Origin of the sequence: Pseudomonas sp. IPO3749 (assembly GCF_013386605.1) — a bacterium.
In the GTDB taxonomy this organism is placed as follows: Bacteria; Pseudomonadota; Gammaproteobacteria; order Pseudomonadales; family Pseudomonadaceae; genus Aquipseudomonas; species Aquipseudomonas azotoformans_A.
The window spans coordinates 1-15,206 of the sequence record NZ_JACARN010000069.1 but is presented as its reverse complement, the minus strand read 5'-3'; the positions used below and the strand labels follow the sequence as shown (position 1 = coordinate 15,206).

The following is a 15,206-nucleotide window of genomic DNA, read 5'->3' as shown; positions in this document are numbered from 1 at the left end:
CGCGAAACGCGCTGATCTACTGATGTGCTTTCCTGCCTATCAGAGATTCAGAATGAGTACTCCCTCGGTTCCTTCCGATACCGACCAACCCGACAGCCACTATGAGCTCTTGAAAACGGCCATTCCAACCTGGCTTGGGGCGGCCTCCAGCGCCAAACATCAGGCCCTGTCCCAGGCCCAGCCACGACCGTTACACGCCAACACGCAACAACAAGCTGAGCTAAAACGCCTGAACGCCGCTCACTGGGGCGCGCAGAATGCGGTCGATAGCGCCCTCAAAAACGTACAAGGCCCTCGGGAATTTGCCCGTGAGGCACTTGAAGAAGCCTTGTTGACCCGCTTTGGCCTGGACCTCAACAGCGAGACCGTCTACCTGCGGTTCTACATTCCCCTGACCGCCACCGTGTTCTCGATCCCCACCGGTGCCGCGCGCACCTGGACGGTGTCGCTGCTCGACGCCGCGCTGCACAACTTCGAACACGGCGAAACCGTCGAAGGTGCCTTTGAGCCCGAATCGGCATTTATCACTCAACCCTCTGCCAACGGCCAATTCGAAACCCTGCCTGCCATTCAACAAAAACTCAGCATTACCACGTTCACCGGCCTCTGCCGCGAGCTGGATATCGGCGCCCGCTATCAGTCTTATCTGCGCAAGCAACTGGGCCTGACCGAACCGGTCAGCGCCGCCGTGCTGCAGGCCAAGGTCGACGCCAGCCAGAAAGCCGCCCTGCGCGCGGCTCTTCACCTGGCGCGGCTACGCGGCGATATCCAGGATGACTACGCGCGGCAGCTCGAAAACCTGCTGCAAGGACACACCGGCTTGACGCTGGACACGCTGCCTTTGCAGTGCCACGACCTGCAGATGATGAACGCGCCGCTGACAGGCATTCTGCTGTTTGCCCCCAACCTGGAAACCACCCTCTCAGTGCAACGTTTGGTGGCCTACGTGCCGGACGACCCGCAGCACCCGCTGAAGGAATATGTGTCGCCGCTAGCCTTCAAACAGGAACTCACCCGCCAACTGCGCGACGCCGACTACCAGACGTTTTTCAGCCGCTTTGTCGCCCACGAACACCGCGGTGCATTTTTCGGCAACTTGAGCCAGCGCCTCGCGCGGATCACCTGGCACCCCCCCACACGCGGCAGCAATCTGGCGCCGTGGCGCAAGGACCCGACCGACGACCCCAAACTGCAATTTGTCGCGACGACGATCCCGGGTGATGTGTGGCTGCACCTCTATCAGCAAAAGCTCAACAAGATTCTCAACGACGCGCGCACCCAAGTGGTGTCCACGGCTACGGTCGACCGCAACGCCCGCTGGGCGCTGTGGGACTCGCTGGTGAATGTGGCTTCGTCGATCCTCAACGCCGCACTGTTGATCGTCGCGCCGTTTATTCCCGGGCTGGGGGAATTGATGCTGGGCTACATGGCCTATCAACTGCTCGATGACGTTTTTGAAGGCATCATTGACTGGGCCGAAGGCTTGCCCAAGGAGGCGTTGGGGCACTTGATGAGCCTGATGCAGACCCTGGTGCAAGCAGGCGTTTTTGTCGCTGGCAGCATTATCGGCGTCACCGAGATACGCAAAATCCTGCCCAAGGAGGTACTGGAATTCATTGACCGCTTCAAACCCGTCAAGCTGGCCAACGCCAAGAGAAGTTACTGGCGAGCCAACCTTGCCGCTTATCAACAAGACATCACCCTGCCGCCGCGCTTGGGCATAAGCAGGCTGGGCCTGCACGAGGTGCGCGGCGAAGCCATGCTGGCGCTTGAGGGCAAACTCTACGCCGTGAAAAAGTCCGACGACGGCGAAGGCTATGTAATCAAACACCCAACACGGCCCGACGCCTACACGCCGCGCCTGCAACACAACGGCGCCGGCGCCTGGCACACGGAACTGGAAACACCCTTGCAATGGGACCGCCCGACCCTGCTGCGCCGACTGGGCCATGGCGTCAGCGCGCTGAGTGAGGCCGACCGGGAACTGGCGCTGAACCTCAGCGGCGTGTCTGAAAACGCCCTGCGCAAGCTGCATGTCCGAGGCGACCCGGTGCCACCACTGCTGGATGACACCTTCGACCGCTTAAACATCGACCGCAACCTGCAAACCCTGATCGACCGGCTCGACAGCGAAGACCCTGGGCAGCACGCACACGTCGACCCGCAAGACATGCTCCAGTTACTCACTACTTACGGCAACTGGCCCAAGACCCGCTCCCTACGGATGCTGGATGCCAAAGGTAATACGACCTGGGAGTTTGGTGACCCCCGCATGCCAGCGGTGCAGATTACCGAAACACAACTGGCCAAGGACGAACTGCTCGAGACCGTCGTGCAAGCCCTGAGCCCGGAGGAAATCCGCGCGCAGTTCGGCGAACGTGCCGCCGACCCGGAGCTGAGCCTGGAAAACCGCGTGAAGCAACTGCGCAAACAACTTGCGCGGTTCGCTGAGAACCATCGCGCGACCTTGTTTGATTCGCGCTACGCCCAACGACAAATACCCGAGACACCACACGCGCAACACCTGATAGACAACGCTCCGGGCCTGCCGGCAACGGTCGCCGAGCAACTGCTCGCCGAGGCCAACGGTCATGAATTGCAGGCACTGGACGCCCGGCGCACGCCGCCACGCCTGGCCGAACTGGCCCGCCACGCGCTGGCCGAACTGCGGATGAACCGCGCCTATGAAGGCCAGCATCTGGAGGCCGTCAACAATATCGACAGTGATCGCCTGGCGCTGAACACGTTGAAACTGCAACCGGGGTGGTCGGATCAAATCCGCCTGGAGGCCAGGCACCTCACGCCCACGGGCGAGCGCTGGTTGCAGGTCGGCCCCGATGACGCGCCGGTGCTGCGCACACTGGTGCGCACCTCCACAGGCCGCTATGTGCCGCACGATGAGAAAGGTCCGCTGTTCGGTGAAACCGACTTGTACACCGCCATTCTCAACGCACTGCCGGACGCACAGCGAGACGCCTTGGGCATCCACATCAACCAGGGCAAGGTACTTAAAGAGCAACTGCGCCAGCGCCCGCTGGAACGCGCTGAACTGCGGCAAGTGCTGGGCGTCGAGACACCGCGCGAACCCAACCTGGACACCCTGCGCTTGCTGGGACTGGACCCTGGATACCCAGCCCAACCCGCACAGCCTGCACCGCAACCTACCTTGCAGGCACGTTTACACAACGTCTATCCGCAGCTCCGTGGACGCCAGATCCAGGAGCTGCTCAACCATCTGCACACCCTGCCAGGTGGCGCGGCCAATGAAATTGCGGTGCTCGCCCAGGAATATGCGCAAATGACGCAGGACCTGAGCACCTGGGAACAACAGGTTCCCAACAATCACCCGCGTACCGGCCACCCTCTATCGGCGATGGAGCAACGCATCGAACGTCGCAACCGCCGCCTCACTGCATCGAGGCTCAGACGCTGCTGGCGCCGCGAAACCCCGGTTGTTCATCCCGCCGACAATGTGGCCCACGACGGGTACAGCCTGCACCTGAATACGCCAACGTTCGGTCCGTTGCCGCCGATGAGCGCAAGCTTCGACCATGTATCACTGCTAACCCTGTCGGGAAGCGTCGACACCACTGGCGTAAACGCGTTTCTGGTGCGTTTTCGCCAACTGCAACACTTGCGCATCGATGGTTTTGACTTAGGCACCCCGCCGCCACAGATCTACGACATGCCACGCTTGACCGCACTGGACTTGAGCACCTGCAACATCACCCTCACCCCCACCAGCCGGGCGCAGATCGCAGCCATGAGCCGTTTGAAAGCCCTGGTGCTGTTTGACAACCCATTGGGGCAGGCACCGAGCGTAGAAGCCATGCCGGCACTGATCAACCTCGACCTCTCGCTGACAGGCATCACACAATTGCCCGACGGCTTGGTCAGCCGTACCCACTTGCGCACAGGCCTGTTCAGCGGTAATCAATTACATGAACTACCAGCCGCGCTCTTCGAGCGCCCTCCCAGACATTCGGATGAGTTTGACTTCAACGAAAACCCGCTGTCGCGCGCGACGATGGAACAGGTCAAGGCTTACTTTCAACGCTATGACACCTATTGGGAAGTCGACGCGCCGCCTACCGATATACGTGATGCTCAAGCGCTCTATCCGAGTTTGAACCAGGGCAGGCTCAATCGTTTTATCTACGGTCTACCCGGCTCGCTTGAAGCCGGCCAGATCGAGCTGGCCCGACTGGCCGGTGAGCTGCAAACCCTGCAAGAGCAACTCGCCCATTGGCAAAACGCGCCCGATCTTGCCTCGCAAGAGTTCGCCAGGAGAACCGCCCTGCGCGACTTGCTGGAACGGAGTTGGCGGCGTGAACCTGCAATTGCGGCAGATCCTGCACATGCGCTGATGATCCCCAGCACCCTGTCCGGGCAACTGCCGTCGATCAACGTTCGATTCAGCCACATCAGGGCGCTCCAACTGATGGGCACAGACCAGGCGATCAACTTCTCCGAATTCATCGCCTGCTTCCCTGAACTGCGCGTCCTCTATGTGGAAAAAATCATCTTGGGGGATATACCGCCGGCAATATTCGACCAACCCAACCTGTGGGTGCTCACAATGAGAAATTGTTCGATCACCCTCTCCCCGTCCTCCCGCGCTGCGCTGGAGCGCATGCCCGGCCTGCAGCACCTGAACCTGAATGGAAATCCCGTGGGAGAACTCCCGGACTTCACCCGTATGCCAGGTTTGAGCGCGATTATGTTGCAAAGCACAGGCTTGGACGCGGTGCCGCCGAGCCTGCTGAACGGGCTGCCGCGACACATCGTCAACCTGAGTGCCAACGCGATCGAACAACTGCCGCCTGCCCTTTTCACGCTGCCGGGAGATGTCACCCAGGCCTTTGATTTGTCGGGAAATCCGTTGTCGATGCAGGCCTTGGACCAGATAAAGATCTACTGCCAGCGCACCCAGGAGCACTTCAGGGCGCAGGCACCCGCCGCGCAACGTGCATGGGCCCAGCGCCTTTACCCCACCCTGAGCGAGAGCGCAGCGGATGCCTTCGTGTTTGAACTGCCCGGCAGAATGAGTGATGTCGACACTGCCCTCGGCCGCCTCGAAACGGAGTATGAACAGCTGACTGCCGACCTTCAGGAATGGGCCCTGGATGTCCCCACGCAACACCCAAATCTGGGGGTCCCACTTGACCTCGGTGCTCGCGCCGAAGAGCAACTCAACCGCCTCAACTTCAAACGCCAGCTGGAAGAAGCCTGGCGCCGGGAAAGCGCGCGGGACGAAGAAAACCTGGATGACAGCGCCACCTACACGCTGATAATCGAAACGCCAATCATGGGTGCGCTGCCTGAGCTGCGCGCACGCCTTGAGCACGTCACCTACTTCAGATTCTCAGGTGAGACAACCACCGTTCAGGTGGATAACTTCCTGCGCAGCCTCCCCAACCTGCAAACGCTGAGCCTGAGCCGGTGCACGCTAGGCCGCTTGCCTACCGCACTCTTCGAGCTGCCCAAGCTGACGACGCTCGAACTGCCCAGGTGCGCAATTACACTGACCGAGGCCACTGCGCGTTCCGTGAACGAACTGCTGACCCTGGAGTTCCTGAATCTGAGTGACAACCCTTTGGGTCACGCGCCGGACGTCAGTAACCTGCAGCAGCTCAACTCCCTGCACTTACGCAATACACGGATAACCGAACTCCCCAGCGGCGTGTTCCAACAAGCCAACTTGGCATACCTGGACTTGAGCCAGAACCAAATCCGCGAGATCACACCTGACTTGCTGGAAATATTGCAAACCTTCTATGAGGACTCCGACCTGAGCGGCAACCCCTGGTCAGCGCAAAGCCTTGGATACCTGCGCGATTACTATCGAAGGACTGGCATTGACTTCCAGGTCGCCGAAGCGACCATGGATGAGCTGGGCAACCCACTGCAACAACCCCTGGTGGAGCCCATGGAAGAGGAGTAACGGCTAACCCCGTTCAGCCGGCACCGACGACAATTCGAACGGGCTGCTGCTGCGCCGCTGGTTACGGTCTTCACGCGGCGTGGCGCCGAAGAAGTTGCGGTAGGCGCTGGAGAAGTGCGGCCCCGAGGAGAAGCCGCACGACAGGCCGATCTGAATGATCGACTTGCTGGTTTGCATGAGCATCTGTCGCGCTTTGTTAAGGCGCAATTCCAGATAGTACTGGCTGGGAACGCGATTGAGGTATTGCTTGAAGATGCGTTCCAGTTGTCGTCGCGACACACAGACGTGCTGGGCGATTTCGTCGGTGGTCAGCGGCTCTTCAATATTCGCCTCCATCAACAGCACAGCCTGGGTCAGCTTGGGGTGGCTGGAGCCCAGGCGGTTTTGCAGTGGAATGCGTTGGCGCTCGCCGCCTTCGCGAATGCGCTCCACCACCAGTTCTTCGGACACCGCACCGGCCAGTTCGGCGCCATGATCACGGGCCAGTACTGCCAGCAGCAGGTCGAGTACCGACATGCCACCACAAGCGGTGAGGCGATCGCGGTCCCAGTCGAACAGGTGGCTGGTGGCGATGACCTTGGGGAAACGCTCGGCGAAATCGTCCTGCCAGCGCCAGTGCACGGCGGCGCGGTAGCCGTCGAGCAGGCCGAGCTGGGCCAGTGGGTAAACACCGGCCGATAAGCCGCCGATCACGCATCCCGCCCGAACAAGCTGTTTGAGGGCGGTGCTCAGTTGGGAAGCAATGACCGTCGGCGGCTCATCGGCCAACAGGAACAGCTTCTGGAACCCTTCCAGCTTGCCGGCCCATGGCTCTCCCGGCAATTGCCAGGCGCCTTCGGTCGCAGGTTCGGCCTGCAGGAACGACAGCTCGTAGACCACGTCCGGATGCACCCGCTGGGCAACGCGCAAGGCCTCCTCAGCCAGCGCAAGCGTGAGTGCTTTTGTGCTGGGCCAAATCAGGAAACCAATGCGATGGGCGGTCATGGAGGGCTATCCGAAGCGAGTAACAGTGTTAAGGCCAAAAGTGGCAACCACCAACATAGTGCATGTTGCGCAAAGCGCGAAGCATGCCCTATATCAGTGCACAACGGCAGTCTTGATTATTTCAAGCTACCGGAAAGAAACTGCTGCAAACGCTCGGACTGCGGGTTCACCAGCACTTCACGCGGGTTGCCCCGCTCTTCGACGATACCTTTGTGCAAGAACACCAGTTGGTTCGACACTTCACGGGCAAAACCCATTTCGTGGGTCACCACTACCATGGTGCGGCCTTCCTGGGCCAGGTCCTGCATCACCTTGAGTACTTCACCGACCAGTTCCGGGTCGAGGGCCGAGGTGGGTTCGTCGAACAGCATCACCTCCGGTTCCATCGCCAGGGCGCGAGCGATAGCCACGCGCTGCTGCTCGCCGCCAGACATGTGGCCAGGGAACGCATCCTTACGATGGCCCACGCCGACCTTGGCCAGGTAATGCTCGGCCTTTTCACGGGCTTCTTTCTTCGACATGCCCAGCACGTGCACCGGGGCTTCCATCACGTTTTCAAGCGCGGTCATGTGCGACCACAGGTTGAAGTGCTGGAACACCATGGACAGGCGCGAACGCATGCGCTGCAGTTGTTTAGGGTCGGCAGCCTTCATGGCACCGTCCTTGTTGGCGACCAGCTTCAGCTCTTCGTTGTTGAGCAGGATCTTGCCGGCGTGAGGCTGCTCCAGCAGGTTGATGCAGCGCAAAAAAGTACTTTTGCCCGAACCACTGGAACCGATGATGCTGATCACATCACCGGCTGCGGCGGCCAGGGACACGCCTTTGAGCACTTCATGACTGCCATAGCGTTTATGCAGGTCTTGGACTTCAAGTTTGTACATGCGGTCGGTTCTCACAAAAACAGGTGGTCAGTCGTTGAGCAAGCGCCCGTGACGCAGCGCTTCGCGCCCCGCCACCTTGGCCAGCCAGAAACCCGCTTGGGCATAACGTAGCCGTTCAACGGCAAACAACACCCCCGAAGTACCTGCGCAAATAGTACTCACGCGGTCTTCCAGGGGATCAATCACTTCAAAAATCGGCTCGCCTTTTTCGATCCACTCACCGGCTTTACGCAGGTAGCTGATCACCCCGGCGTGGGGCGCGAACAACAATTCGGTGCCCTCGAAAGGCACGCCTTCGCAAGGTTCGAATTGCGGAGCAGGCCATTCGCCCTTGATCAGGCCCTGCTCAGCAAGGAACGCGAGAATACCTTCGGCGTGGAAAATCGCCTCGTCACGCCCGGTATCGGCCTGGCCGCCCAGCTCAAGCGTAGTCGCCAGGCAGGCCAACGGGATTTGCGCCTCAGGAAACATCTGGGACAGACGCAGCCATGGCAGCGAACAGGCCTCATCGAACGAACTGCCACCGGAGTCTTCCGCCAGCAGGCCGACCTTCACATTCAAATGCGCCGACAACGAACGCCACTGCGGCCAATGCTGAGGCAGTGCATACATGTGCAGGGCGGCTTCGGCGTCGCAGTGCAGGTCGAGCACCACATCGGCGGTGCAGGCATGGCTCAGCAATATACGCTGCATGCCTTGCAGCTGGCTGCTTGGCTCGGGCAACGCATTGAGCGCGTCAGCCATTGCTTGACGGATCATGCGCACATTGGCGTGAGGATCATCGCCCAGCTTGCCGTTGAGCAACTCGGCAACCGGCTCGCTCAACTCCACGAAGTCGCGATTGAAATTCTTGCCGCTGCCCACCTCGAAACGTCCCTGGTGACTGCCTTGCAGCAGTTGGCCCAAGCCCATCGGGTTGGCCACCGGCACCAGCTCGATCACACCGTTGAGCGCGCCTCGCTGTTCCAGTTCGGTGAGGCGCTTTTTCAGCTCCCACGCGGCGCGCATGCCGGGCAATTCATCAGCGTGCAGGCTGGCCTGGATATAGGCCTTGCGCTCGCCCTGGCCGAAACGGAATACGCTCAGTTGGCGCTCGCAGCCCAGGTGCCCCCAAGGCAACCGATGATCGATACGTTCCATATCAGTGCTTCCGTGGAGCCAGGTAGCTCAGCCAGCGGCGCTCGGCCAACTTGAACAGGCGCACCAGGATGAAGGTCAGGCACAGGTAGAACACGCCGGCGGTGATGTAGGCTTCGAACGGCAGGTAGAACTGGGCGTTCACCGTGCGCGCGGCACCGGTGATGTCGATCAGGGTGACGATGGAGGCCAGGCTGGTGGTCTGCAGCATCATGATCACTTCGTTGCTGTACTGCGGCAGTGCCCGGCGCAGGGCCGAGGGCAGCAGGATGCGACGGTACAGCTTGTAGCGCGACATGCCCATGGCCTTGGCCGCTTCGATCTCGCCATTGGGCGTGGCCTTGAGGCTACCGGCAATGATCTCGGCGGTGTAGGCGCTGGTGTTGATCGCAAACGCCAGGCACGCACAGAACGTGGCGCTGGACAGCAGTGGCCACATAAAACTTTCGCGCACGGCTTCGAACTGGGCCAAACCGTAGTAGATCAAAAACAGCTGCACCAGCATCGGCGTGCCACGGATCACGTAGGTGTAGAGCCAGGCCGCGCCATTGACGATCGGCTGCTTGGACACGCGCATCAAGCCCAAAGGCAAGGCGGCAAGCAGGCCGAAGAACAGCGAGATGGCGAGCAGTTTCAGGGTGGTCAGCAGGCCGCCAAGGTACAGCGGCATGGCCTCCCAGATGACGTTGTAGTCGAAGATCATAGATCAGCCGCCCTTACGCCTACCGAGTAGCGCTTCTCAAGATGACGCAGGGCCAGCAACGACACGCTGGTGATCACCAGGTACATCGCCGCCACTGCGAGGAAGAAGGTAAAAGGCTCGCGGGTGGCGTCTGCCGCCTGCTTGGCCTTGAACATCATGTCTTGCAGGCCCACCACCGAAATCAGTGCAGTCGCCTTGGTGAGGACCAGCCAGTTGTTGGTGAAGCCGGGGATCGCCAGTCGGATCATCTGCGGCACCATCACCCGGAAAAACACCTGGAAACTGCTCATGCCATACGCAAGGCCGGCTTCGGCCTGGCCCTTGGGAATGGCCATGAAGGCGCCGCGGAAGGTTTCCGACAAGTAGGCGCCAAAGATGAAACCCAGGGTGCCGATACCGGCGGCCAAGGGGTTCAAGTCGATATAGTCGTCGTAGCCCAGCATCGGCGCGACGCGGTTGAGCAGGTCCTGACCGCCGTAGAAAATCAGCAAGATCAGCACCAGGTCGGGGATTCCGCGGATCACCGTGGAGTACAAGTCACCCAGCCAGGCCAACCAGCGCACCGGCGACAGGCGTAACGCGACCCCGATCAGACCCAGAACAATGGCCAAGGCCATGGACGACAAGGCGAGCTGAAGCGTCAACCATGCGCCATCGAGGATGACGGCCCCGTAGCCTTTCAACATGATTCAGGTCCTCGAAAAGGGGGATGAAAAAATGGCGCAAACCTCAGGAATTCTGTTGCTTGCGCCATTTCGGACAGACCGCTAAGACGATTTACTTGGCTTCAGGGCCGTAAATGTCGAAGTTGAAGTACTTGTCTTGGATAGTTTTGTACTTGCCACTGGCGCGGATCGCCGCGATAGCCGCGTTGATGCGGTCCAGGTTTTCCTTGTCGCCCTTGCGAACCGCGATGCCTACGCCGTCGCCGAAGTATTTGACGTCGGTGAAGGATGGGCCGGTGAACGCGTAGCCTTTGCCGGCCGGGGTGTCGAGGAAACCTTCCTGCAGCAGGGTGGCGTCAGCCACGGTGCCGTCGAGGCGACCGGCTTCCACGTCCAGGTAGATTTCGTTCTGCGAGCTGTAAGGCACAACCGTGGCGCCTTTAGGGGCCAGGACTTCCTTGGCGAAACGATCGTGGATCGAACCGCGCTGTACACCGATTTTCTTGCCTTTGAGTTCGTCCAGGCTGTCGCTGACCGCAGTGCCTTCCTTCAATACCAGGCGTGCTGGGGTCAGGTAGTAGCGATTGGTGAAGTCCACGGATTTCTTGCGGTCTTCCGTGATGGACATGGACGACAGGATCGCGTCGATCTTGCGCACTTTCAGCGCTGGGATCAGGCCGTCGAACTCTTGCTCGACCCAAGTGCACTTGACCTTCATCTCTTCGCACAGGGCGTTGCCGATGTCGTAGTCAAAACCGACGATGCTGCCATCGGGGGCTTTGGAGGCAAACGGAGGGTAAGCCGCTTCGATACCAATTTTCAGGGGCTTGCCTTCAGCGAAAGCCTGCATGGACAGCACGGACAGCGCCAGGGCGCCCAACAGCACGAGTTTCTTCATCTTGGGACTCCATCGGTATAGGGCAAAACAGCAATATGAGCCATGGCCCACGATGCGACTTAAGGGAAACCGAATTGCGGTGCTGCGTCCTACACCAGTTACACACTGGAGACGACGAGCGAGTGATCGGCATTCTAACGACAGGCCGGAAGCCGATATTTCCTCAATGCGACAACAATTTACAGAAGCACCGAGAAAGCGGTTCCAGCTCATTGACAGCCCCTGTTTTTTATGCAGAGACAAAAGACATTAAACCTGTAGACGCTGCAAATTGCGGGCCTATTATTCGCAAACCCTTCTAGCACGGCAAGTCTGGCGTTTAATCTTATTTACCGGGGTGTCTAAAACGCGGTTTTTCGGGGCATGGGCGTAGCACTTTGCCTCATGTTTGGGCGGCGGGTTACACATTTGCGTTCGACGGTAACATTCAGAAATCTCCTACGAGAGAAACCGATATTTATTGGCTTGGTGGTTATGTGCGCCTGTCGGACCACCACCAATGCTCGCCATGAAATGCACTCCAAATGTGGGAGCGGGCTTGCTCGCGAGTGCGTTGGGTCAGCTACCTATGAGCCAACTGATCCACCGCATTCGCGAGCAAGCCCGCTCCCACAGGTGATCTCCGTTGCTTGCAATGCCTCCATAAAAAAGCCCCACGCGGTCCACACCGAATGGGGCTTTATCTGACTATCGCGCCTTACGCGACGTTCATAGTCTTGTGCGTCTCAATCAAATGCGCGACCACGCCTGGGTCCGCCAGTGTGGAGATATCCCCCAGCCCGTCGTACTCGGCCGTGGCAATCTTGCGCAGGATACGGCGCATGATTTTCCCCGAGCGCGTCTTCGGCAAGCCCGGTGCCCACTGGATCACATCCGGCGAAGCGATCGGCCCGATTTCCTTGCGCACCCAGTTTTTCAGCTCCAGGCGCAGGGCTTCGTTGGGCTCTTCGCCGTTCTTGAGGGTGACATACACATAGATGCCCTGGCCCTTGATGTCGTGCGGCACACCGACGACGGCAGCCTCGGCGACTTTCGGGTGGGCAACCATGGCGCTTTCGATCTCGGCGGTGCCCATGCGGTGGCCGGATACGTTCAACACGTCATCCACGCGGCCGGTGATCCAGTAGTAACCGTCTTCGTCACGACGCGCACCGTCACCGGTGAAGTACATGCCACGGAAGGTCTTGAAGTAGGTGTCGACGAAGCGGTCATGGTCGCCGTACAACGTACGTGCCTGGCCTGGCCACGAATCGAGGATCACCAGGTTGCCTTCGGCAGCGCCTTCGATCAGGTTGCCCAGGTTATCCACCAGCGCCGGCACCACGCCGAAGAATGGCCGTGCCGCCGAACCCGGCTTGAGCGCATGGGCGCCCGGCAGCGGGCTCATCATGTTGCCGCCGGTTTCGGTCTGCCACCAGGTGTCGACAATCGGGCAACGGGATTGGCCGACGTTCTTGTAGTACCAGTCCCACGCTTCCGGGTTGATCGGCTCACCCACCGAACCGAGCAGGCGCAGGCTGCTGCCGTCTGCGCCTTCGCACGCCGCAGTGCCGGACGCCATCATGGCGCGGATGGCAGTCGGTGCCGTGTAGAGGATATTGACCTTGTGCTTGTCGACGATCTTCGCCACCCGCGTGATATCCGGGTAGTTCGGCACGCCTTCGAACAGCAGCGTGGTCGCGCCATTGGCCAGCGGGCCGTAGACAATATACGTGTGGCCGGTGACCCAGCCGACGTCGGCGGTGCACCAGTAGATTTCGCCTGGGCGGTAGTCGAACACGCGCTCATGGGTCAGGGACGCATACAGCAGGTAGCCGCCGGTGGTGTGCTGCACGCCCTTGGGCTTGCCGGTGGAACCCGAGGTGTAGAGGATGAACAGCGCTTCTTCGGCGCCCATCTCTTTTGGCGCACACACAGTGCCCGCCACTTTCATCAGGTCTTCGTACCAGATGTCGCGATGCTGGTTCCACTTGATGTTGCCATTGGTGCGCTTGCAGACGATGACCTTCTGGATGCTGCTGGTTTCCGGGTTGGTCAGGGCGTCGTCGACGTTGGCCTTCAGCGGAATCTTCTTACCGGCGCGGATGCCTTCGTCGGCGGTGATCACCACCTTCGACTTACAGTCGATGATGCGACCGGCCAGGGCTTCCGGCGAGAAACCGCCAAACACCACGGAATGGATCGCGCCGATGCGGGTACACGCCAGCATGGCGACCACGGCTTCGGGGATCATCGGCATATAGATAGTCACCACGTCGCCGCGATGCACATCCTGGCCGCGCAGGGCGTTGGCGAACTTGCAGACTTCTTCATGCAGCTCACGGTAGGTGATGGTGCGGCTCTCGGCAGGGTCGTCGCCCTCCCAGATGATGGCCGCCTGGTCACCGCGCTCGGCGAGGTGACGGTCCAGGCAGTTGTAGGAAACGTTCAGGGTGCCATCGGCGAACCACTTGATGTCGACATGGTGATCGTCGAACGAGGTCTGCTTCACCGTGGTGAAAGGCTTGATCCAGTCAAGGCGCTTGGCTTGCTCGCGCCAGAAGCCATCGGGGTTGACCACCGACTGCTGGTACATGGCCTTGTAGGTCGCCTCGTCGGTCAGCGTGTTGGCTGCTACTTCGGGGCGAACGGGGTACAGGGAAGCCGCACTCATCTTTCTTACCTCGGTGACATAGTTGTTTTTGTATGGCCCTGTTGTAGCCGGGGCCGACCTATAGAACCATTCGACGATGGTAGTAACAAGCCCCTACAAATTGCCCTGATATCCCCTTGTGCACCTCAAGCCCGCGGCCTTCGGCGCTTGGCCGCTTTGTGAAAAAAGCTTTACCACGGGATTGTTACAAAAACCGCCAATAGTGTTTATCAAAAGTACGGGTATATGAATATAACCCGGGGGCCTAAAATCAACTCCGCCAACAAGGCACTGTGATTAACAACGCAACAGCCCCCACGAAGGCAACGTTAATCCGAACTTCCCAACTTTCAAGTTACACACGCGGCCTCACAAGGGCCCCGTGACCCCACTCGCCCTGAATAAGGTAAATAGAGAAATGAAAGCTTTAGTAGTTATGGCCCTCAGCAGCTTGTGCGCCACCGCCGCCCTGGCCGACGAAGCCCCGACTGACGTAGCTGGCCGCAACACCCCGATCGTCGAGGACTACACTTACAGCACCCACTTGGATGTTGCCAAAGTATTGTCCATGAGCACTATTCCGGAAGTCTGCGAAGTTGTACCGGTGAAGATGGAATATGAAGACTCACAAGGTCAGCGCCATATTCTTAATTACCACGTGATGGGCAATGGTTGCTCTAACGGGTAATAACCTGATGCGTTCGATCTGAACCTGCCCTTATTCGCCGCAAGAAATCGTTCTTGCGGCAAAGAACCCGCCCCCCCTCCTTACCTCGTTGTGCCCCCTCGAAAAAAATCCCGCCGCTCGTCCCTTCGGCCAACCCCAGCAAACCCGCGTCCTGGCTTGAAAAGCAGGCTTTTTGTCTGCGATCCGTGACCATCCGCCACAACACAAAGTCGATTTTTTCCCTATAATGCGCGGGTAAATCGGGCCTGCAATATCCCTTTACACTGGGATGAAGAGCCAGACCTGAGGCCTCCCGCTGGAGCAAGCACCTACCGCTCCGCACCTCAAGCCTCACGCAGACCACCCGTAACCCTATTCCGTTTAATGCGTGCGCTAGCTGCAACAAACGATTCCTTAAGATCCACCGCGGCCTCAGGGCCGTGTGAACACCCAACCATCCGGTTTCACACGGGCACCTTTGAGCCCTCACGCAGGAGACGACACGTCATGCTGAGCTGGGACGAATTCGACAAAGAAGAAGAAGGCGAAGTAGCCACCAAAGGCGCCAACGCCGGCCACGCCACCGAAGCCAACATGGACCGCCTCGACGGTGCCGGCGCTGCCGCCGCCATCGAAGCCCGCGCCGTCACCGCCAGTGACTCCGCCGCCATCGTGCGCGCCAAGGCCGCCCTCGA

9 protein-coding genes and 1 pseudogene are annotated in these 15,206 nt (G+C 59.8%); 3 read left to right on the top strand and 7 right to left on the bottom strand.

The window, feature by feature from the left end; genetic code table 11:
• Positions 1-52: 52 nt before the first annotated feature.
• Positions 53-5,944 (top strand): dermonecrotic toxin domain-containing protein, encoded by a 5,892-nt coding sequence (locus HX812_RS24690; protein ID WP_038848981.1) that lies wholly within the window; start codon positions 53-55, stop codon positions 5,942-5,944.
• 3 nt (positions 5,945-5,947) lie between these two features.
• Here HX812_RS24690 and argR read toward each other — a convergent pair whose 3' ends face one another.
• The 7 genes from argR to acs form a co-directional block, all read right to left on the bottom strand.
• Positions 5,948-6,928 (bottom strand): transcriptional regulator ArgR, encoded by a 981-nt coding sequence (gene argR, locus HX812_RS24685; protein ID WP_038848984.1) that lies wholly within the window; start codon positions 6,926-6,928, stop codon positions 5,948-5,950.
• A 116-nt stretch (positions 6,929-7,044) separates the two neighbouring features.
• Positions 7,045-7,809, bottom strand: coding sequence for an ABC transporter ATP-binding protein (locus HX812_RS24680; RefSeq protein ID WP_005790637.1), 765 nt, complete (start codon positions 7,807-7,809; stop codon positions 7,045-7,047).
• Between the two features lie 27 nt (positions 7,810-7,836).
• Positions 7,837-8,949, bottom strand: a complete 1,113-nt coding sequence (locus tag HX812_RS24675) for a succinylglutamate desuccinylase/aspartoacylase family protein (RefSeq protein ID WP_038848986.1) — start codon at positions 8,947-8,949, stop codon at positions 7,837-7,839.
• Position 8,950: 1 nt separating this feature from the next.
• Positions 8,951-9,649: an ABC transporter permease gene (locus tag HX812_RS24670; protein WP_038848988.1), complete on the bottom strand. Its 699-nt coding sequence runs from the start codon at positions 9,647-9,649 to the stop codon at positions 8,951-8,953.
• On the bottom strand, positions 9,646-10,335 hold the full coding sequence (locus HX812_RS24665; protein ID WP_010208305.1) for an ABC transporter permease: 690 nt from the start codon (positions 10,333-10,335) through the stop codon (positions 9,646-9,648). Before HX812_RS24665 ends, HX812_RS24670 begins: the two co-directional genes overlap by 4 nt.
• Before the next feature lie 91 nt (positions 10,336-10,426).
• Positions 10,427-11,212 carry an ABC transporter substrate-binding protein gene (locus HX812_RS24660; RefSeq protein WP_038848991.1) on the bottom strand — a complete coding sequence of 262 codons (786 nt, stop codon included), beginning with the start codon at positions 11,210-11,212 and terminating at the stop codon, positions 10,427-10,429.
• A gap of 697 nt (positions 11,213-11,909) precedes the next feature.
• A complete protein-coding gene (gene acs / locus HX812_RS24655; protein WP_033902234.1) occupies positions 11,910-13,865 on the bottom strand; it encodes an acetate--CoA ligase in 1,956 nt (651 codons plus the stop codon).
• A gap of 397 nt (positions 13,866-14,262) precedes the next feature.
• On the opposite strand from acs, the gene HX812_RS24650 reads away from it, so the two are divergent.
• Positions 14,263-14,532 (top strand): DUF2790 domain-containing protein, encoded by a 270-nt coding sequence (locus HX812_RS24650; RefSeq protein ID WP_038850351.1) that lies wholly within the window; start codon positions 14,263-14,265, stop codon positions 14,530-14,532.
• 486 nt (positions 14,533-15,018) lie between these two features.
• Positions 15,019-15,206 (top strand): annotated as a pseudogene (locus HX812_RS24645) (ribonucleotide-diphosphate reductase subunit beta); the annotation flags it as partial.